This is a genomic window from Ruegeria sp. BB7 (assembly GCF_056539365.1).
Genome location: NZ_JBQFUV010000002.1, coordinates 232,318 through 251,926, shown reverse-complemented (window position 1 = coordinate 251,926; position 19,609 = coordinate 232,318). Strand labels below are relative to the sequence as shown.

Here is a 19,609-nt window from a genome sequence, read left to right as displayed (position 1 = left end):
ATGAACAGGCATACCGGCCGGTCGCTTGAAGGCGGCGCGCATCTGGCCCAGTCGATCCACGACATTCTGACGACGCCAAAAGGCTCGTTGGTGATGCTGCGCGACTATGGTTCAGATCTGCCTGACATCATCGACCAACCACTGAACGGCGAGACCATGATCGACGCCTATCAGGCGACGGCCGAGGCGCTGGATTTGTGGGAGCCGCGCATTGATCTGGCGCGGATTAGCCTGGTCAATGCCGGGCCGGGCTACGCCGAATTCGAACTGACAGATGCCAATGGCAATGTGATCCCGATGCCGATCGACCTAACCAGCGGAGGTGCGGCATGAGCGGTTTCAGCGCAATTGATCTGAGCAGACTGCCAGCTCCGAACGTCATCAAGACGGTCGATTACGATGCACTGTTGTCCGAAATGAAGGCCAAGGCCATTGAGGAAATGCCAGCACTGGCCCCGTTTCTGGATCTGGAAAGCGAACCTGCGACCAAAGTGCTGCGTGTGTGCGCTTACTTTCGGATGCTCGATCATCTGGAATTCAACGACCGGGCCAAGGGCTTGCTGATGGCTCAGGCAACCGGCGCTGAACTTGATCAGTTGGCTGCGTTCTGGGGCGTGGAAAGGCTGATCGTTCAGCAGGCCGACGACACTGTCCAGCCGCCGATCCCCGAGATCCTCGAGTCGGACGAAGCTCTGCGTCGTCGCGTTCAGCTTTCACTGGAAGGTCACACAACAGCAGGGCCGCGCGGGTCTTATGTGTTCTGGGCCTTGACCGCCTCCGGCCTCGTGAAGGATGTAGCAGTTATCAGCCCTACACCCGGCGACATACAGGTTACAGTGTTGTCCCTGGAAGGTGATGGCGCGGCATCAAACGACCTTTTAAACACCGTTCAAACGGCTTTGAACGACGAAGACGTGCGCCCATTGTGCGACATCGTCACCGTCCAAAGCGCAACGATCCTACCCTACGAGGTAGAAGCCGTCCTGACCCTCTATGAAGGTCCCGGCGAAGCCGAGGTTCTGGCAGCGGCCGAGGCGGCATTGGACAGCTTTATCGAAGAGAAGCACCGCCTTGGTCACGACATCAAGCGGTCTGGTCTTTTTGCAGCGCTGCATCAACCCGGCGTTCAGAATGTTGAACTGACCAAGCCCGCCGCCGACATCGAGGTCGATCCCACACAGGCCGCTTACTGCGCATCCGACAGCCTGGTCGTCACGGTCGGAGGGCGCGATGTCTGATCCCGTCTCAATCCTGCCCCCGAACCACACCCCGACCGAAGGCGCGCTTGAGTGCGCAATCAGACTAGGTGACCCCGAACTGGCACCGATCTCAACGCTGATGGACCCCGTTTCCTGCCCGCCAGAGCTGCTGGCCTATCTGGCCTGGGCAATGTCGGTCGACGAATGGGATGTGAATTGGTCTGACGACAGCAAGCGAAACACGATCATATCGTCCGTTTCGGTGCATCGCCGCAATGGAACAATCGGCGCGGTCAAATCGGCCTTGGTGGCGGCTGGATACGGTGAGGCACAGGTCGTCGAGCGTTACGGCTGGGAGTTCCACGATGGAACATATTCTTATGACGGATCGATCACTTATTCGGAACCCGATCATTGGGCCGAATATCGCGTGATTCTGACGCGCCCGATCACAATCGAACAGGCCGCGCAGGTGCGCGCGATCCTTGCAAACGTCGCCCCCGCGCGCTGCCACCTGAAGTCGCTCGACTTCACCGAAGCCCTGAATATTCACGACGCCCGCATCACGTATGACGGGCAGTTCACGCATGGAGTTGCATGATGGCAAATCTGGTCGAAAACCCGAACTATGAGCTGGGCATTTACCAGTTGGAAATGACCGACCCTGTGTTGGGCGGGCCTCCTGATCTCGCGCAAGCCCTAGGGCTAAGCAACGTTGCTGCCCAGCAGCTCGCAAACAGAACCGCATGGCTCAAAGCCCAAATTGACTTGATTGTCGCTGGTTATGCCACAACGGATGATTTAGCCACAGCAATCAATGACCTGATAGGTGGTGCACCTGCCGCGTTAGATACACTAAATGAACTCGCGTCGGCATTGGCCGATGATGAGGATTTCGCCGCTACAGTGACAGCACAGCTCACAGGCAAAATGTCCGCCGACAATAACCTCTCAGAACTGACCGACACTGACGTTGCGCGGACAAATCTTGGCGTTGAATTGCCGATAGGTGTTGGGCAGACATTGCAGGATGTGACTGGCAGTCGATCGTCTGGGACGGTTTATCAAAACACCTCTGGCCGCACGATCTTCGCAATCATTGATATTTCGGGTTCAACGGGCAATGCGCAGCTTTCACCTGACGGCGTTTCGTTCACGTCAATGGTGGTGCTTTCTAACCACGGCACGACGCTGCTCGTGCCTGACGGCTGGTATTACAAAACCAGTGGCACACTACAAAGATGGGTGGAGATAAGCTAATGGAACGAGGCTTCTATCACGCGGATCGCGGTTATTGGCAGACAACAGGCGATGTGCCTGATCGTGTTCTCGCAAACTATCCAGTTGGTACGGTTGAAGTACCGACTAAGCCGGGACCTGGCACCGTCTGGGATGTGACTGAAAGAAAGTGGGTGCCGGGCCAAGATGAGCCGACCTATCCAACATTGAAAATCGCCCGTGCTGCGATGGTCGCGTGGATTGATGAGCTCCTGACAAAAATCACAGGATTGGTGCCGCAATTCGAACGCGACAGTTGGCCGTCAAAGGCTGAAGCTGCACGGGCTTTCATCGCCGGAACCGCGCGTCCGGATCAAAACGCTCTGATCGCCAACGAGGCGCTGACCTCTGGCCGCACTGATGCCGAGGTTGCCGCAAAGATTGTGGCCAAGGCAGATGCCTATGAAGCTGTAATCGGCCAAGCCACGGGCCTGCGTGTGAAACTGGATGATGATCTAGAGGCCGCAACAGACCCATTCGAATACGAAACTATTCTCGAAAACGGAAAATCCCAGGCAATCGCGCTGGCCGAGGGGCTCGGGATCAACATCACGACCGCCTGAAGCGGATCGCAATCGCAGGTAAAGGAGATCAAAAATGCCTGAGCAGTTTCTTCACGGGGTCGAAGTCATCCAGATTGATGACGGCATTCGTCCCATTCGTACTGTCAAAAGTTCGGTTATCGGCATTGTCGGCACCGCCCCTGATGCTGACGACGCGACATTCCCACTGGACACCCCATTGCTGATCGAAGGCCCGCGTAAGGCCGCTGAGCTGGGCGACAACGGCACCCTGAAAGACGCCTATGAGGCACTCTATGCACAAGGTGCGATCGTGGCAGTCATGATCCGGGTTGCCGAAGGTGCAGATGCCGCCGCGACACTTGCCAATGTGGTAGGTGACCCAACCGCGCAGACCGGCGTCTGGGCGCTGGAAACATCAGCGTCGGTGCTGGATCTTGTACCGCGGATCTTGTGCGCACCCGGCTTTACATCCACCGCGGCGGCTGATCCGGCCAGTCCGGTTGTCACCAACCTGATCGCCGTGGCCGACAAGATCCGCGCATCCGTCGTTTCCGATGGTCCCAACACCAACGAAACCGACGCCAAAACCGAGCGTCAGAAATGGGGTTCGGATCGTCTGTTCATCGTGGACCCGTCCGTGCTGGTCTTTGATACCGTCTCGGCAAGCTACGTGACCCGCCCGGCTTCGGCTTATGTCGCCGGTTTGATCGCCAAGCGAGACATTGAAAAAGGCTTCTGGTGGTCGCCGTCCAACCAGGTGATCAACGGGATCTCGGGCACGTCGCGTCCGGTCAGCTTCCACCTCAGCTCAACCGAGACCGAGGCTAACCGGATGAACGAAGCCGACGTCGCCACCATCGTGCGCCGCAATGGTTTCCGCCTGTGGGGCAACCGGGGCGCGGGCATTGATCCGCAATGGGCGTTCCTGTCGGTACGGCGCACGGCCGACATCATCTACGAAAGCATCGAAAATGCGCTGCTCTGGGCCATGGACCGCCCCATGTCCGCGCAGTTGTTCCAGGACATCCGCGACAGCGTTCAGGCGTTTGGTCAGGGGCTGGTCAATCAGGGTGCACTGCTGGGCTTTAACTGCTGGCTGGACCCCGAACTGAACACCGAAGCCACGCTGAAAGCCGGGAAACTGTACCTGGACTTCGACTTTGAACCGCCCGCGCCGCTGGAACACCTGATCTTCCGCGCCCATCGCAACGGCTCTTACTACGACGAAGTAATCGCACAGGCCAATCAGGCCGCATAAGGCCCTGGCCGCGCATCGCGAGAACTATCAGAAACCATGGCCGTACTGCTGATCGCGGCCCCCGAAAAAAAGGAACTGACGAAATGCAGTACCCCCGCACTATTCGGAACTTCAACGCCTTCATTGACGGGGTCAGCTACGCTGGCCGCGCTTCCGAAGGCAAACTGCCCGAGCTGGCCCTATTGCTGGCAAACCATCGCGGCGGCGGTATGGACGCGCCGATGGCGCTCGACATGGGCATGGAAGCCATGAAGGCCGAGGTCACCCTGGCGGAATGGCCACCCGAGCTGATCACCATGTTTGGCACCCGTCGGCGCATGGTCCTGCGCCCCGGTGCCATGGGCGAACATGACTTCTCGGCTGACAGCTTTGTCGCAACGCTTGGTGGCCGTTGGTCCATGGTCAACTTCGCGGACCTGAAGCCCGGCTCAGACGTCCCGATGAAGCTGAAACTGGAAGTCGACTACTTTCGCATGCTGCAAAACGGTACCGAGCTGTTCGAGATCGATGTCGAAGCAGCCAAGCGCGTGATCGGCGGTGTCGATCAACTGGCCGAATTGCGCAGGGCCATGGGCTTCTGACGCCCTAGATCAGGGCGGCTCAACCCGCCCTGAAACACCCCTTCAAAACCTGTTTAAACCGGAGCTGCACAATGACCAAATCCACAAAAACCACGACGGTGACCCTTTCCAACCCGATCGAGATCGATGGCGCTAAAGTCACTGAGATCACCCTGCGCAAACCCAAGGCGGGCGAACTGCGCGGGCTTAATATGGTGAACATCCTGCAGATGGACGTCTCGACAATGTTCAAACTGCTGCCGCGCATTTCTCAGCCGTCTCTGTCCGAGGTTCAGTTGTCAGCCGAGATCGATTCTGAGGACTTTACGAAACTGGCGGGGCAGACCGTAGTTTTTTTCACGGGCTCCGGTCAATTGCAGATGCCGGACTAAAGCTGCCTGAAGAGGTGGAAGATGCGATGGCGGACATCGCCTCGATCTTCCACTGGACGCCAGACGTGATGGACAAAATGTCGATCGAGGAACTGGCAAGCTGGCGTGAAAAGGCCCGAGTTCGGGCAGAAGTTGAACCCTCTGGAGCTGGTAATGGCGGTCGGTGATCTGAACATAGCAATGATCCTGAAACTGGTTGACCAGGTCACCAAACCTGCGCGTTCGGTTCTGGGATCGTTGGACCAGATCGGAGAGGTTTCGGCGCGCGTTGGCCGGTCTGGCGTGGACTGGTCTAACCGTCAGCTTGAAGCCAACCGGGCGCGGCAGCAGGCCCTTCAGGGTGAGGCGCTCAGCGTCATTGCCCTGGGCGGTAGTCTGCTGGCCCTGACCGAACCCGCAATTCAGGCCGAAAAGCGGTTGGCCGAGGTTTCCAAGGTTGTCGAGTTCCAGGATGAAAACGGCTTTCAACTGCTGGCCAACGATATCCGCGAGCTGGTGACATCTGACCTGATCGGCGCAACGGCCGATGGGATCACTGACATTGTTGCCGCAGCGGGCCGGATGGGCGTTGTGGATCAGAACCTGCCCGACGCGCAAAAACGCGCCGAGTTGCTGAAGTTTGCGGCTGATGCAAGCAAGATGGCGATCGCCTTCGGGATATCGGCCGATGAGTCGGGCGAGACCTTGGCTAGGTGGCGCCAGAACCTTGGCTTGTCGCACGAGCAGGCGATGCTGTTGGGGGATGCGGTCAATGTTCTGGGCAACACCATGGCCACCAATGAAGCTGACATTCTTCAGGTAATAAACCGGCAGGGTGTGGTCGCCAAAACGGCCGGTCTGGCAACTGATGAAATAGCCGCTCTCAGCGCCACTCTGCTGGCGGCAGGGGCACCGCCTGAGATCGCCGCAACCGGGCTGAAGAACTTCACCAACGCCCTGACCCGAGGCGAAAGCGCGACCAAACGCCAGCAAGCTGTCTGGAAAGAGCTGGGGTTGGATGCGGAAGCCACGTCCAAACTGATGCAGGAGGACGCCAGCGAGGCGCTCCTGTCCGTGCTGGATGCCTTTAAGGACATTGAACCCTATCGCCGCAGCTCACTGATCGGCGATCTGTTCGGCGAGGAAGCCAAAGGCGCGATCACGCCGCTGGTCGACAATACGGAAATGCTGCGCGAAGCGCTCCTGAAGACGGCAGATGCGTCTCAGTTGGTTGGCCTGATGGAAGCCGAGTATCAACGCCAGGCAGCCACGACCCACGCCCAGAGACAGCAGTTTCTGGAATACCTTAAAGGGCTGTCTGTAGTTATTGGAACGGTTATCCTGCCTCAGCTTAACGAGCTGATGGCAACGGTCGCCCCGTACATCAGCATGTTTACAGATTGGGCGCAGGCGCATCCCGAACTAATCGGCCTGCTGTTCAAACTGGCGGGTGGGTTGCTAGCTTTGAAACTTGGCGCGCTGGCAGCGGCGTTTGCCTTTACAACCATGATGGGACCGATCCTGCACCTGATCCGCGCCGGTAGCTGGTTGCTGATCGCCCTGCCGAAGTTTGGTGGTGTACTGGCATGGGTCGCGGCCGGGCCTATTAAATGGCTGATCGCTGGTGTCGGTCTGATCACAAAATCACTGATCCGCATGGGGCTCGTCGCGCTGGCCAACCCGATCGGCATCATCATCGCGGCAGTCGCCGCCTTGGCCTATGTCGTCTTTGACAATTGGGATCAGATCGTCACCTATGTAACCGACAAGATCGAGGTCGTCCGAGCCGCCTTCGATGAAGGGTTGCTGAAGGGTGTTCTGGCTGCTCTGGCCGAATTCAATCCTTGGCGGCTGATGATCGAAGGCGCGCAGGGTCTGATCGGCTATCTTTTGGAACTGGTCGGAGTTCCCGAGCAAATCATCGCCAGCTTCAACGAATTCAGCCTTTGGGACACCGGCGTCAGTTGGATGCAGTCGCTATGGGACGGCATGATGTCCCTGATCGACCAACTTGTCAGCTCGATCGGTGACCGGCTGGCCGCGCTCAAGCCGCAATGGCTGAGTGATCTGCAGAATTGGGTTGGTGGCGACGATACCAACACCGCCCTGCCCGGTCGGGACAGTGGCGGAGCTGTGCGCGCAGGCATGCCCTACGTTGTTGGCGAGCGAGGCACGGAGTTGTTTGTGCCTGGCGTGTCCGGATCTATCCTTCCCACCCGCGCCCTGAAGGCGGCTGTCGCTGCCTCGGCGCTTGCCGGATCGGTCGCTGCCGCCGCGCCCAACACCGGCGAGTTGTCGAGCTTGATCGACAGTCGCCCTGCTATCTCGGCCCTGTCGGCCGGTCGCGCGACTGGACGCCAGGGTGACACGTTCCACATCTCGATCGCGCCGCCGCCCGGCACAGATGAGGCCACGATTGCGCGCCTGGTACGCGAAGAGATTGAACGCCGCGATCGGGCGCGCGACGCGGATCTGCACGACGGAGTGTATTACTGATGTTTGGTGGGGTCATGATGGCGCTCGGCGCGTTCCGGTTTGGAATGTCGAACGACGCTTACCAGAAACTGTCACGCAGCTCTGGCTATCGCTGGACCGAGGTCAACCGGATTGGCCGCGAGGCCGCCTTGCAGTATTCCGGCAAAAGCGCCCAGCAGATCACCATTGAAGGGGTCATTTACCCCCACTTTAAAGGTGGCCTGCGACAGGTCGATCTGATGCGGGTTCAGGCCGATCTCAGAACACCCTTGATGCTGGTCGACGGGTTGGGATGGGTCTGGCAGCGCTGGGTGATCGTTGGGATCGAGGAGCGCAAGGGGTTCTTCATGGCGGACGGGGCTCCGCGCCAAATCGAGTTCTCACTATCACTGAAATCCTACGGGCGGGACGCGCCTGATCTGCCGGGACTAATTGGGGGGCTGCTATGACCACCTACCGCACAATCGACGGCGACATGGTAGACGCAATTTGCAAGGCCCACTACGGGCGCGAGGATTACGCCGTTGTGGTCTATGGCGCGAACCCCGGTCTGGCCGCGATGGGTCCGATCCTGCCCAAGGGGCTGGTGATCACCCTGCCCGTCGTTCAGCAGGAGCTGGTGCGCACCCCGATCCGGCTGTGGGGGTGATCCGTGGAAGTCGATTTTCGCATCCTCGCTGACGGCATCGATGTCACCCAAGCCTTTCAGGACCGCTCGATCCGGATCACGATCACGGACGAAGCTGGCTCCAAGTCCGACACCGCCCAGATCACCGTCGATAACCGCGACTTTCTTGTCGCCCTACCCCAGGCTGGCGCGGCGCTTCAGATCGCCATGGGCTTCGAGGGCAACCTCGTGGCGATGGGCCGGTTTGTTGTCGATGAGCTGTCGGGCAACTTCGACCCTGCGACAATCACGATCGACGCCAAGGCGGCCGATATGCTTGGCGACATCCGCGCCAGGAAAACCCGCGATTGGCCCAACGCGACCGTCAGTGGCATTGTCAATAAGATCGCGGTCGAAAATGGCTTGACGCCAGTCATCAGCGACAGCCTGAAGAACAAGGCATTTGAGTACCTGGCACAAACCTCGGAAAGCGATCTGAACTTCCTGACCCGGATCGCGCTTGATCTGGACGCGACCGCCAAACCGGCAGGCGGTGCCCTGGTCTTTGTCAAGCGTGGCGAGGCTAAAAGCGCCGATGGCAGCGACCTGCCCACATTCAGCTTTCACCTGTCTGACATCCAGCGCGGCACATTCATTCTCAAGGGGCGCGGTCGTTACGGCAGCGTGACGGCCGAGTGGGCCGAGTTGGGTTCGGCCACGGTCCACAGGGAAACGGTTGGCGACAAGAAACCCGAGCTGGTTTTGCGCCACCGCCAGTCCTCGGCCGAGGAAGCCCGCCGCGCGGCGCAATCCGCCCTCGATCGATCTGAACGCGGATCTGCATCCGTCAACGTCACCCTCGCCGGATTCCGGGGCGATCTGATGGCCGAAGCCAAGGTCGATCTGCGCGGTGTGAACCCCGAGCTGGAAGGCGAATGGCTGGTCAAGCGTGTGACGCACGAACTGGCCGGAACTCTGACCACCCGCTTTGAAGCGGAACGCGACAACGAAAAAGGGGCAGCGGCATGAGCTTGGACTGGGTCAAGATGAACATCATGGAGCCGGATTGGTACGAGGCACACCCCCCGCAAGGTCCGGTGCAGCTCAACATGAATTGGGAAGAGGACGAGTGGCTTTTATGCCGGGATAAGGACGTGATCTTTCGCACCGGAACCGGAGATATCGAAGCCGCCCAAATCGCTGCTGAAAAGTGGCTTATCAGCGAACTAAGGTAAGGAAGACGCGATGACCCATCCAGCCTTGTTTAACCTGCAGGACAACATTGACGCACTGACTGCAGTTCTGGAGCTGGAGGGCCTTACAAGAATCCAGCGACAGATACTCACTGATATGCGCGATGATCTTATGCAATCGGCTGACATCCACACGTTTCAGGACGTGATCGAACTCGCAAACAAACAGGCCGCGAGCGGCTACTATTAAAGGGAACCCGGCATGGCAGATGATTACTTAGACATTCACCCGAAAGACGGGCTTCCGATGACTAGTAACGGCCCCAGAATGCACAACGATTGTGGCAGCGTCGACCGAGTGCCTTGCAATCGGGAACGTCAGGGCATGGACGCCAAGACAGTAGAGATAACCCCGGATCAAATCGTGGTAGATCGCCAGGCTTTGCTGGTGATTGTGAGCGCGCTGGACATGGGCACACAGTCGGCGCTGGGAGACCTTCCAAAAGCGCTCGACAAGTTGCGCGAGCCGTTCTTTGCGGATGAATTTAGCACGGGCAAGGCGCGCACCGATTTTTCAATGAACAAGTACAACTAAGGAAGCCTAACCATGAAGCGCCCCAGCTTTGACGACCTGATCGAAGAACAGAAACAGAGCTTCGGCAATGGCGTCGGCCCTTACTGGATGCCGGACTGGATGCGGAAACTGGTCACGGAAACCGCAAGTTGGTTCTTCAAGGACGCAAGCTGGCGGCACCACGACTTCGGCTATGTTGTCGGCGGCGACCGTTGGGATCGCGCCCGCTGCGATTGGAAGTTCTTCACCGCCATGTCGAAAGACGCCCTGTCGCAGCGCTGGCCCTTGGCGCTGATCACAATCCCGACCGCGCTCGTCCTGTCGATCGCCTTCTACATCGCCGTGCGGATCGGCGGGCAGTTTGGTTCATTTGAGTACCGCGACTGCTACGCCACGCTTGAACAGGTTCTGCTTGAGATGCAGGAGGGCTGATCAATGCCACACCCAATCCTCAAGTTCTTCGACTACCGGGCAGAGCCGCCCCAGATCGGCGAAGTCATCAGACCTTTCGCCAAACTCGCATGGGACATGGATCAATCGCTTCCTGACGGCCCGGAAAAGTCGGCCGGTCTGCGCAAACTGCTGGAAGCCAAGGACTGCATGGTCCGCGCGAAATCCTCCTGAAGGGGAGGTCACAGAGCGCGCCAACGCTCTGCAACACGGGGCTGATCGCCAAACCAATCCCCGCCGACCCGCGTTAGCTTAAGGCCGCTCCCTACCCCTGATCAGGGTGGCGGCACAAAGGCATGATTCTACCTATGATGGAAAGACCCAAACTGACCCCCGCTGACCCAGTGTTGCCTGTTGCCCCATGGCTGGGCGGCAAGCGCAATCTGGCAAAGACTATCACAGCCATTCTGGACAAGACCTCGCATCGCACATACGCCGAACCTTTCGTCGGAATGGGCGGCGTTTTCCTGCGCCGATCGATGCGCCCGCGCACCGAGGTGATCAATGATTTTGGCCGCGATGTCAGCAACCTGTTCCGCATCCTTCAGCGCCACTACCCGCAGTTTCTGGAAGTGCTGCGCTTTCAACTGACCACACGCGCCGAATTCAACCGCCTGGTCGATACCAACCCGGAAACCCTGACCGACCTCGAGCGCGCCGCACGCTTCTTGTATCTGCAGCGCACCGCGTTTGGTGGAAAGGTCAGCGGCCGCAACTTCGGAGTGTCCAAAGAACGGCCCGGTCGATTCAATCTGAGTACGTTAGAACCCATGCTCGAGGATCTGCACACCCGGCTATCCGGCGTTGTGATCGAATGTCTGGATTACGCCGAGTTCATTCGACGCTATGACGGCGGTGAAACTCTGTTCTATCTCGATCCGCCCTATTGGGGCTGCGAGAAGGATTACGGCAAGGACATGTTCGGCCGGGATGACTTCACGCAGATGGCCGAGCAGCTCAGCGGGATCAAAGGGCGCTTCCTGATGTCGATCAATGACGTGCCCGAGATCCGCGACATTTTCAGCGCGTTCAATCAAAGGCAGGTTGCCACGACTTACACGGTCAGTAAGGTCACGGGAGGACGAGGCCAGCGCGCCGAGCTGCTGATCTCGAATTTCAAACTCGACTGATTACACGAAGGAACCCTTTTTAATGAAACTGGTAACATCGGCTGCACTGACTCTCTCTCTGATGGCAACATACGCTTCAGCCGGAGACCCGCCCCCACATGCCTGGCTGTCTCAGGCGACGTGCGCCGATGTTATCCATCGCGTAGACAACCCTTTTGACAAGACCGGGTTATCCTCCCCTGTTTCCGGCATGGCATACCTAGGTTCAGCCTTCGGTTACATTGAGGGTTATCGGACAGCTCAGGGTGTCGAAATGACCGCTGAGGAATTTAAAGACGATGTGTTTAGCCGGTGTGTAAACCTGCCCCATATACCGTTTAAAGCATCCGTTGAATCTGCTGCATCGGACCCGGCTTAAACACTTTTGTTCCCTGAAAGGCGGTTACTGCAAACATGTCTGTCTGGCCCAACAGTATCCCTTACGACCTCGAATGCGAGATACTTACGCGCGATGCGAAGGACTGGGAGTCCGCCGTCCGTGCCTGGGCAAAGACCCATAAGTTGCGCCTGAAGGTCCAATGGTTCGCTGAATTGAAAAGAACAATGGCAGAGCTGGATAGCTATCGTTTTACGCCTGCACCGCAGGATCGTTGGCTTCGGATCAAGGAATGGATGGAAGCAAACAACGTACCAGCCCCCGACAAACTCCCTACCCGACCGGAATTACCAACAACGCGCTACTAGGCCCAATTTGGCGAAAAACGAGTTGCTGCAAACAACCGTGACAAACTTTGAAAGAAATCGTGGCGCGCTACACATTTCTGCAAATTGCTTGGTTCCCTTGGGGACGTCAACCAAAGTTGAGGGACGCATCCAATGTAAATCTTTTTTACATCACCCCCTTGCAACCACCTGCGCACTCCCCATCTAATCAATGTGAAAACGATTTACATCAAACCCGGAGACCCAACATGACTGCACTTTCCGAAACCGCTGTCCCCGAAAATCCGGGATGGCTGCGCCGTATCGAGACCTGGCTTGACGACAAGGGCAAGGGTGCCTGGATCGCAGTCATGGTCCTTGGTTTCATCTTCTTCTGGCCCGTGGGCCTGGCCCTTTTGGCCTATATGATCTGGAGCAAACGCATGTTCAGCAAATCCTGCAGCCGTCGCAAAACCTGGCACAATCACATGAGCGCCATGAAACCTTCGGGCAACAGCGCCTTTGACGCCTATAAGGCCGACACGCTGGCGCGGCTGGAGCGTGAACAGCAGGATTTCGAAGCCTTCCTGCGCCGCCTGCGCGACGCCAAGGACAAGGCCGAGTTCGATCAGTTCATGGACGAACGTACCCGCGAAAACCAAGACGAAGCTGAAAACGGCGAACGCGCCTGATCCGATCTTGCCCTGTCCCGCCATTCGGGACAGGGTGATTTTACGAAAAATATCCGGAATTTACGACATGACTTATCTGCCCGATCCAGACAGCCAGCCCGAGTTTTACCAGTCAGTGGCGTCCAAGCGATTTATCGCGTGGCTCTTTGACGTCGCTTTTATCTCGCTGCTGTGCATCGTGCCGGTTTTCCTGACATTTGGTGCAGGATTACTTTTCCTGCCCCTGATCTACGGCGTTTTCAGTTTTATCTACCGTGTCGTCACAATCGCAAACGGATCGGCAACTCTGGGCATGCGTTTCATGGGCATTGAACTGCGGGATGCCTTCGGCTCTCGCATGGATATGGGTAAGGCCGTGGCGCACACTGCCGGATATTTTATCAGCATGGCGTTCTTCGTAATCCAAATCATCTCGGTCATCATGATGCTGACCAGCGCGCGATGTCAGGGCCTGACAGACTCATTCCTCGGTACGGTCATGATCAATCAGCGGGCATAAAATCAGCCACGTGAATCACTTGGCGGCTTGGGGAACCGTTGCTATCATCCCGTTTCAGGAAACACGGGACGTTCATGCGACACACGCTGCCAATTGCGCCGCAATTCTATGTGACTGCACCCCAGCCCTGCCCTTACCTTGAGGGCAGGATGGAGCGTAAGTTGTTCACAGCCTTACAGGGCGAAGGCGCCGATCAGCTGAACAACTCTCTGTCACAACAAGGGTTTCGCCGGTCTCAGAACGTACTCTACCGTCCATCCTGTACCGACTGTGCCGCTTGCCTGTCTGCACGTATCGACGTGTCGGCCTTTCGCCCCAGCAAAAGCCAAAAGCGAACGGCCAAGCGAAACAGCTACCTGCAACGTAGGGCGAACTCACCTTGGGCAACAGATGAACAATACGAGCTGTTCCGTCGTTATCTGGATACGCGCCACGCCGATGGCGGCATGGCCGATATGGACGTCTTCGAATTCGCCGCAATGATCGAGGAGACCCCCATCCGCAGCCGAGTGGTCGAATATGCCAACCCCGAAACCCGAGAGCTAATCGCCGTCAGCCTGACAGATGTTTTGGATGACGGGTTGAGCATGGTCTACTCATTCTTCGATCCGGATCTGCCGCAAAACTCTCTGGGGACATACATGATCCTCGATCATATCGACATCGCACGCGAGGCTGGTCTGCCCTATGTCTATCTTGGCTACTGGGTGCCGGGCAGCCCCAAGATGGGCTACAAGGCCCGTTTTTCGGGGCTTGAAGCCTATATTCAGGGCGACTGGAAACGTATCAAAAACCCCTCTGAACTAGCGGACGGTAATCATCACCCCCTGTCGACCGCTCCGATTGCCGAGCAGGTCGCCAGCATACAGTTGCCCGACCGCCACCCCACCAAGGGCTAATCAACCATGCGCCAGAGCCTCCATGCGGTCACCCTTGTGGTGCCGGATTACGATGTCGCCATCGCCTTCTACACCCAAACGCTCAACTTCACATTGACAAAGGACATCGATTTAGGCGGAGTCAAACGCTGGGTCCTGGTCACCCCTCCGGGGTCTGAAGGTGCCTCAATGCTGCTGGCAAAGGCCGAAGGTCCCAACCAAATCGCCGCCGTCGGCAACCAAACCGGAGGTCGCGTGGGCTTCTTTCTGCAAACCGATAACTTCGAACGCGACCACACCGCTATGCGCGACAAAGGCGTCTACTTCGAAGAAGAACCAAGGCACGAACCCTACGGCTCAGTAGCCGTTTGGCACGACCCATTCGGCAATCGCTGGGATTTGATCCAATTCACCTGATCCGCGCTTCATCCGGCCTCTATATCTCGGGGATGAATTGGCCAAAGGCCAAGAAGGGGCTGGCCCCTTCTGCCAAACAGCAAAGCAAAGGGGGCCAGCCGGCCCCCTTTTCAACTAGATCGCTGATTAATCAATTGGGCATCAGATCAGGCACAATTGTCACAATTGACGGGAAGAACCACAGGATCGCGATCCCCACCACCTGAATGATCACAAACGGAACGATTCCACGATAGATATGCCCGGTCGTCACCTCCTTTGGTGCCACGCCCCTTAGATAGAAAAGCGCAAAACCGAAAGGCGGGGTCAGGAACGAGGTCTGCAGGTTCACAGCCACCATGATCGTCACCCATTTGGGATCGAAAGACCCACCATAGATCACCGGCCCGACGATGGGGATCACGATGTAAATGATCTCAAGGAAATCCAGCACAAATCCCAGAATGAACAACACCAGCATGACGATCAGGAAAACCGTAAACTCGTTGTCGAAACTACGCAGAAACTGCTGAATATAGTGCTCGCCTCCGAAAGAGATCACCACCAGGTTCAACAACTGCGACCCGATCAGGATTGTGAAAACCATCGACGTCACCTTGGCCGTCTCGCGAACCACCGGCGTCAGAACACCGCTGGAAAACAGCACCCAACAGGCAAAGATCAGACCGAAAAGCGCATAAAGATAGGCAGCATAGGCGAAGATGAAAGCGATCCAGCTTTCGACAGATACATTGCCTTGGTTTATGCGCAGGTCGAAATTTATGCCCATCAGCATGCAGATGATGACAGCGAGAGTCGACCAGATGATCACCTTGCCCGATCGCCCCTGGTCCTGCAGCTTGCGATAGGCCGCCAGCATGATCGCGCCACCCGCGCCCAGCGCCGCAGCTGGTGTCGGGTTGGTAATACCGCCAAGGATCGAACCCAGAACCGCGATGATCAGAACCAGCGGCGGAAAGACCACGCGGATCAAATCATTGGTGGCACAGCGTTCAGCTGCGAACTTGCAGCCATAAATCGCCAGAGCAAACGGTATCGCCAGTATCAGGAAAGCCGTCCCCGATGAGGTTGTCGGCGCAATCAGCAGCACATCCACCAGCAACATCAGCAATAGACCGATGGCGCCTACTATCAGCGGTTGCGTCGACTTCGATGGTGCAATACCGCGACCGAACAACAAGGTCAGACCCAGCAGCACAACGATGACAGCAACGCCTGTTCCGATCGGTGCTGCGGCCGCGATCTTGGCTTCCTGCGCAGCAGCCAGCTCTTCTTCGGTCAGACGCTGCGACTGGGAAACACCACCGGCTTCATCCAATGCCTGCTGTTCAGCCACGGCCTGATCCCAGGCCGACTGACCATGCAATTCGATCATTGAAACCTTGCACTCTTCCGAAACATTGGTGCGCAGCGACGCTCCCTCACCAATGTCGGAAAAGGCCGAAACGGTGATGTTCTGGCTACCGATCATGCCGGCGCTTCCAAGCAGGACTGCACCAACTATCAGAGCGACCGGAGCCCCCAGAAGCCATGTGAGACCTTCTGACCGGGTGATCGGCTCACCGCCACCGCCACCCATTTCAACGGCTGGGGCTTTCTCGGGGTTCATCAGCGCATAGCCAAAGGCATAAAGTGCATAGAGCAAGGCCAGCATGATCCCCGGCAGCAGAGCTGCCTGGAAAAGAGTGCCGACGGAGACCACAGCAGGCTCACCCAGATAGGTCAGCGCGTCGGAACACCCGGCCTCGATCGCGCGGGTCTCTTGCGCAGTCGAATACAAATCACCGGCCAGTGTACCCAGCAGAACGATCACGATAGAGGGCGGAATGATCTGCCCCAACGTCCCCGAGGCCGCAATCACCCCGGTCGCCAGCTCGGGCGAGTAGTTGTTTCGCAACATAGTCGGCAGCGCCAACAGGCCCATGGTCACAACTGTCGCGCCCACAATCCCGGTCGATGCCGCCAGAAACGCACCCACGACCACGATCGAAACGGCCAGACCGCCAGGCAGAGGCCCAAAGACACGCGCCATTGTAGTCAGCAGATCGTTCGCGATTTTCGAGCGTTCCAGCGTGATCCCCATCAAGACGAACATCAGCACGGCCAGCAGGGTCTCGATGGATTGCCCAGCAAGAACACGTTCGTTGATGCGGTTTACGATGAACGAAACGTTTCGATCCAGCGCAGTTTCCCAGCCAGACGGGAAGACTGGTTCGCCAATAGTTGGTAAGTCCGGGTATCGAAATACGGATATCACATCCGGTTTGACCCCCGAATTCACCAGATCTCGATAGGCTTGCGAGCCTGAATCAATTGCCTGATGCACCAGCAACCCGGCACTGTCCAACGCCGCGATGATCCCGAATGAGATGATACCGGCCCCACCGATGGCAAATGCCACCGGAAAGCCGGAAAGGATGCCTCCGAAAAGGCAGAAGAATACGATAATGAGGCCTATCTCGACGCCATCAAGTCCGAATAGCATTGTCTGGGTCTCCGTCCTTAATGTGCGCCTTCGTAGGCTTCTTCACCCTCGCCAAGGCTGTCCTTGTCGAGGTATTTTCCTTCACTTTCCGGCCCTTCCACATATTCCAGATACGACCGGTAAATGAACGCGATTGCGTGCAGGAACACCATGCCCGCAAAGGCGACCAGAAGGATCTTGAACAGGAAATACGCGTTGAAACCGTTAGGGCTGAACCCGATGGTTTCTACGTTCCACCGCAGGGCGCGGGATTTCATCACCAGACGGTCCAATGTGTCACTGGCAGAAGGTTTCGGTACGATCAGGTGCCGCCACATAAAGTACCAGCCATACATCCATGTCAGCACCGCCACCGGCATCATGAACAAAAGGGCGCCCAGCATATCAACGACGCGTTTGGCGCGGTAGCTGATCCCGGCATAGATCAGGTCAACACGCACATGCCCGCCCTGTACAAAGGTGTAGGTACAGCAAAGGCAGACGACCATGGCGTTATACAGCTTCAGTTCTTCAGCGAACCAGCTGATGTCCTGGGTTAACGGTATCCCAAATCCAAATGACATGTCCGGTCGCGCAAATATTCTCTGCATGAACACGATCACGATTTGTTGGACCACCATCAGAAGACCGGCCCAGGCAAAGAACCGGCCTGCGGTGTTGGCGAACCCTTCCAGACCGCGCACCATGCCCCACATGAAGTTCCGGTAATAGAGCCCAATGGCCGTCAGAACCAGAAAGAGTGCGAAAACCACAAAGAAGAACTCGACCGAGCCACCGTAATAGACAAAGCGCATGATCGCTTCTTTGTCCGACCAGTTCAGCCAGAGCTGCGGATGCGTGATGGCGTATCCGAAATTATAGAAGGCTTCGGCAATGTTCTGAACGAACCATATCAGTCCGTTCCACAGGGCGCCGAAGAACGAGATACCGTTATCGTCCTGCATGTTGTCCCCAGGTCGTCTCAGTTGCACTGCTGATTATAGCGGATTTGATGCATCCACGCATTTGCAACAGGAAAGGTTTCCCCACAAATGCGGGGAAACCATTTGATCGAGAAGCGAATTATCAGCCGCGTACGCGGTTACGCTGCGCGGTGTAAACGCCCGAGGACAAATCCAACCAACCAGCTGAAGACGCCGAAGACGCCGCTGCGCTGTCGTGAATCTTCTTGAACAGCTCATCGCTCATGTTCTCGTCCAGCACTTCCTGGCTGGCCTTGCCGAACGCATCCCAAACGCTGTCTGGGAATTCCATAACCTTGACGCCACCCGACTGCAGACGTTGCAGCGCGGCACCATTGTTGGCCAGGAACTGCGACAGGTTCCACTGATGCGCTTCGCCTGCTGCGATCTCAATGATCTTCTGCTGACTAGGTGTCAGGCTTTCGAACACGTCACGGTTGGTTGCCAGCGACAGGCCTGCGTTAGGCTCGTGGAAACCGGCGGTGTAGTAGACCTTGGTGATTTCCTGGAAACCAGCCTTTTCGTCCGCCCATGGGCCGATCCACTCGGTTCCGTCGATCGCGCCGGACGACAGTGCCTGATACACTTCCGAGCCCGGAATGTTCTGTACCGATGCGCCCAGTTTGCCCAGCGCTTTGCCGCCCAGACCCGGCATACGGAACTTCAGACCATTGAAGTCTTCTGGGCTGTTGATCTCTTTCGAGTACCAGCCGCCTGCCTGCGCGCCAGTGTTACCGGCCAGGAAGGACTTCAGGCCGAAGATTTGCCCCAGTTCGTCATGCAGCTCCATGCCGCCATCCTGGTAGTACCAGTTCACCATTTCCTGCGCGGTCATACCGAACGGAACGGCGGTAAAGAAGGCATAGCCCGGATGCTGACCGACAAAGTAATAGTCAGCCGCGTGATACATATCAGCCTGACCGGACGATACCGCGTCAAACACTTCGAACGCGCCAACCAGTTCGCCCGACGCCTTGACTTCGATTGTCAGGCTACCGTCCGACATTTCGCTAATGGTGTCGGCGCAACGCTGCGCAGCATCAAAAACGCCAGCCAGACCACGACCCCACGAGGTGACCATGGTCAGTGTCCGCTTGCCCTGTGCATAAGCCGGAGCTGCCAGTGTGGTGGCCGCAGCCGCCGAGCCGCCCAGAGCAGAAGTTTTCAGAAATGAACGACGATCCATATGAGTGTTCCTCCCCTTCATATTCAAAACCCGGACTGATGCCGGGTGCAGTCGTTATTAGTGCGCGTCAGCTTAATGAGCCGGTTTTGAATGTGAATACCTACTACTGCGTAGACAGCCGGGTTTTTGCGGGTCCAAAGCTGACAAAACAGCCCCAAATTCCTTCGACTTCACGGGTTTCGACTCGCATTGTGACGCGAATACCCAAAAATTTTGCATTTTCCCGCGC

At 57.4% G+C, this 19,609-nt stretch carries 26 protein-coding genes; 23 read left to right on the top strand and 3 right to left on the bottom strand.

The genetic code is table 11. The features are described from left to right. The 23 genes from ACR0D7_RS06340 to ACR0D7_RS06230 all read left to right on the top strand — a co-directional run bounded on the left by ACR0D7_RS06340 (nucleotide 1) and on the right by ACR0D7_RS06230 (nucleotide 14,747). Nucleotides 1–333: a GPW/gp25 family protein gene (locus ACR0D7_RS06340; RefSeq protein WP_480678226.1), complete on the top strand. Its 333-nt coding sequence runs from the start codon at nucleotides 1–3 to the stop codon at nucleotides 331–333. Continuing rightward, entirely contained in the window at nucleotides 330–1,238 is a 909-nt protein-coding gene (locus ACR0D7_RS06335) for a baseplate assembly protein (RefSeq protein ID WP_480678225.1), read from the top strand. The genes ACR0D7_RS06340 and ACR0D7_RS06335 overlap by 4 nt, the downstream gene beginning before the upstream one ends. Then, on the top strand, nucleotides 1,231–1,800 hold the full coding sequence (locus ACR0D7_RS06330; protein ID WP_480678224.1) for a phage tail protein I: 570 nt from the start codon (nucleotides 1,231–1,233) through the stop codon (nucleotides 1,798–1,800). Before ACR0D7_RS06335 ends, ACR0D7_RS06330 begins: the two co-directional genes overlap by 8 nt. Next, the gene (locus ACR0D7_RS06325; RefSeq protein WP_480678223.1) at nucleotides 1,800–2,459 is read left to right on the top strand and encodes a hypothetical protein; all 660 of its coding nucleotides are present in this window, start codon (nucleotides 1,800–1,802) and stop codon (nucleotides 2,457–2,459) included. Before ACR0D7_RS06330 ends, ACR0D7_RS06325 begins: the two co-directional genes overlap by 1 nt. Continuing rightward, nucleotides 2,459–3,040: a hypothetical protein gene (locus ACR0D7_RS06320; protein WP_480678221.1), complete on the top strand. Its 582-nt coding sequence runs from the start codon at nucleotides 2,459–2,461 to the stop codon at nucleotides 3,038–3,040. Before ACR0D7_RS06325 ends, ACR0D7_RS06320 begins: the two co-directional genes overlap by 1 nt. A gap of 34 nt (nucleotides 3,041–3,074) precedes the next feature. After that, complete coding sequence (locus ACR0D7_RS06315; RefSeq protein WP_480678220.1) at nucleotides 3,075–4,259, top strand: phage tail sheath subtilisin-like domain-containing protein; 1,185 nt, start codon at nucleotides 3,075–3,077, stop codon at nucleotides 4,257–4,259. An 83-nt stretch (nucleotides 4,260–4,342) separates the two neighbouring features. Continuing rightward, entirely contained in the window at nucleotides 4,343–4,840 is a 498-nt protein-coding gene (locus tag ACR0D7_RS06310; protein ID WP_480678219.1) for a phage major tail tube protein, read from the top strand. A gap of 71 nt (nucleotides 4,841–4,911) precedes the next feature. After that, the gene (locus ACR0D7_RS06305) at nucleotides 4,912–5,211 is read left to right on the top strand and encodes a phage tail assembly protein (RefSeq protein WP_480678218.1); all 300 of its coding nucleotides are present in this window, start codon (nucleotides 4,912–4,914) and stop codon (nucleotides 5,209–5,211) included. Nucleotides 5,212–5,237: 26 nt separating this feature from the next. Continuing rightward, complete coding sequence (locus ACR0D7_RS06300) at nucleotides 5,238–5,378, top strand: GpE family phage tail protein (RefSeq protein ID WP_480678217.1); 141 nt, start codon at nucleotides 5,238–5,240, stop codon at nucleotides 5,376–5,378. Continuing rightward, a complete protein-coding gene (locus ACR0D7_RS06295; protein WP_480678216.1) occupies nucleotides 5,365–7,686 on the top strand; it encodes a phage tail tape measure protein in 2,322 nt (773 codons plus the stop codon). The genes ACR0D7_RS06300 and ACR0D7_RS06295 overlap by 14 nt, the downstream gene beginning before the upstream one ends. Then, nucleotides 7,686–8,114 carry a phage tail protein gene (locus ACR0D7_RS06290; RefSeq protein ID WP_480678215.1) on the top strand — a complete coding sequence of 143 codons (429 nt, stop codon included), beginning with the start codon at nucleotides 7,686–7,688 and terminating at the stop codon, nucleotides 8,112–8,114. Before ACR0D7_RS06295 ends, ACR0D7_RS06290 begins: the two co-directional genes overlap by 1 nt. Next, the gene (locus ACR0D7_RS06285; RefSeq protein WP_480678214.1) at nucleotides 8,111–8,314 is read left to right on the top strand and encodes a tail protein X; all 204 of its coding nucleotides are present in this window, start codon (nucleotides 8,111–8,113) and stop codon (nucleotides 8,312–8,314) included. Before ACR0D7_RS06290 ends, ACR0D7_RS06285 begins: the two co-directional genes overlap by 4 nt. Nucleotides 8,315–8,317: 3 nt before the next feature. Continuing rightward, on the top strand, nucleotides 8,318–9,301 hold the full coding sequence (locus ACR0D7_RS06280) for a phage late control D family protein (RefSeq protein ID WP_480678213.1): 984 nt from the start codon (nucleotides 8,318–8,320) through the stop codon (nucleotides 9,299–9,301). Next, nucleotides 9,298–9,507 carry a hypothetical protein gene (locus ACR0D7_RS06275; RefSeq protein ID WP_480678212.1) on the top strand — a complete coding sequence of 70 codons (210 nt, stop codon included), beginning with the start codon at nucleotides 9,298–9,300 and terminating at the stop codon, nucleotides 9,505–9,507. The genes ACR0D7_RS06280 and ACR0D7_RS06275 overlap by 4 nt, the downstream gene beginning before the upstream one ends. A gap of 10 nt (nucleotides 9,508–9,517) precedes the next feature. Then, nucleotides 9,518–9,715: a hypothetical protein gene (locus tag ACR0D7_RS06270; protein ID WP_480678211.1), complete on the top strand. Its 198-nt coding sequence runs from the start codon at nucleotides 9,518–9,520 to the stop codon at nucleotides 9,713–9,715. 12 nt (nucleotides 9,716–9,727) lie between these two features. Further along, nucleotides 9,728–10,060 carry a hypothetical protein gene (locus ACR0D7_RS06265; protein ID WP_480678210.1) on the top strand — a complete coding sequence of 111 codons (333 nt, stop codon included), beginning with the start codon at nucleotides 9,728–9,730 and terminating at the stop codon, nucleotides 10,058–10,060. Nucleotides 10,061–10,072: 12 nt separating this feature from the next. Then, nucleotides 10,073–10,471, top strand: coding sequence for a hypothetical protein (locus ACR0D7_RS06260; protein ID WP_480678209.1), 399 nt, complete (start codon nucleotides 10,073–10,075; stop codon nucleotides 10,469–10,471). Between the two features lie 3 nt (nucleotides 10,472–10,474). After that, complete coding sequence (locus ACR0D7_RS06255; RefSeq protein ID WP_480678208.1) at nucleotides 10,475–10,663, top strand: hypothetical protein; 189 nt, start codon at nucleotides 10,475–10,477, stop codon at nucleotides 10,661–10,663. Between the two features lie 137 nt (nucleotides 10,664–10,800). Next, the gene (locus ACR0D7_RS06250) at nucleotides 10,801–11,619 is read left to right on the top strand and encodes a DNA adenine methylase (protein ID WP_480678538.1); all 819 of its coding nucleotides are present in this window, start codon (nucleotides 10,801–10,803) and stop codon (nucleotides 11,617–11,619) included. A 911-nt stretch (nucleotides 11,620–12,530) separates the two neighbouring features. Then, complete coding sequence (locus tag ACR0D7_RS06245; protein WP_480678207.1) at nucleotides 12,531–12,953, top strand: DUF2852 domain-containing protein; 423 nt, start codon at nucleotides 12,531–12,533, stop codon at nucleotides 12,951–12,953. 67 nt (nucleotides 12,954–13,020) lie between these two features. Further along, the gene (locus tag ACR0D7_RS06240) at nucleotides 13,021–13,452 is read left to right on the top strand and encodes an RDD family protein (RefSeq protein ID WP_480678206.1); all 432 of its coding nucleotides are present in this window, start codon (nucleotides 13,021–13,023) and stop codon (nucleotides 13,450–13,452) included. 74 nt (nucleotides 13,453–13,526) lie between these two features. Next, on the top strand, nucleotides 13,527–14,351 hold the full coding sequence (locus ACR0D7_RS06235) for an arginyltransferase (protein ID WP_480678205.1): 825 nt from the start codon (nucleotides 13,527–13,529) through the stop codon (nucleotides 14,349–14,351). A 6-nt stretch (nucleotides 14,352–14,357) separates the two neighbouring features. Next, the gene (locus tag ACR0D7_RS06230) at nucleotides 14,358–14,747 is read left to right on the top strand and encodes a VOC family protein (RefSeq protein ID WP_480678204.1); all 390 of its coding nucleotides are present in this window, start codon (nucleotides 14,358–14,360) and stop codon (nucleotides 14,745–14,747) included. A 130-nt stretch (nucleotides 14,748–14,877) separates the two neighbouring features. On the opposite strand, the gene ACR0D7_RS06225 is transcribed toward ACR0D7_RS06230, so the two are convergent. The 3 genes from ACR0D7_RS06225 to ACR0D7_RS06215 all read right to left on the bottom strand — a co-directional run bounded on the left by ACR0D7_RS06225 (nucleotide 14,878) and on the right by ACR0D7_RS06215 (nucleotide 19,380). After that, nucleotides 14,878–17,232 carry a TRAP transporter large permease subunit gene (locus ACR0D7_RS06225; protein WP_480678203.1) on the bottom strand — a complete coding sequence of 785 codons (2,355 nt, stop codon included), beginning with the start codon at nucleotides 17,230–17,232 and terminating at the stop codon, nucleotides 14,878–14,880. A gap of 17 nt (nucleotides 17,233–17,249) precedes the next feature. Then, on the bottom strand, nucleotides 17,250–18,176 hold the full coding sequence (locus ACR0D7_RS06220; protein WP_480678202.1) for a TRAP transporter small permease subunit: 927 nt from the start codon (nucleotides 18,174–18,176) through the stop codon (nucleotides 17,250–17,252). 121 nt (nucleotides 18,177–18,297) lie between these two features. Beyond that, complete coding sequence (locus ACR0D7_RS06215) at nucleotides 18,298–19,380, bottom strand: TRAP transporter substrate-binding protein (RefSeq protein ID WP_480678201.1); 1,083 nt, start codon at nucleotides 19,378–19,380, stop codon at nucleotides 18,298–18,300. Nucleotides 19,381–19,609: the final 229 nt, after the last annotated feature.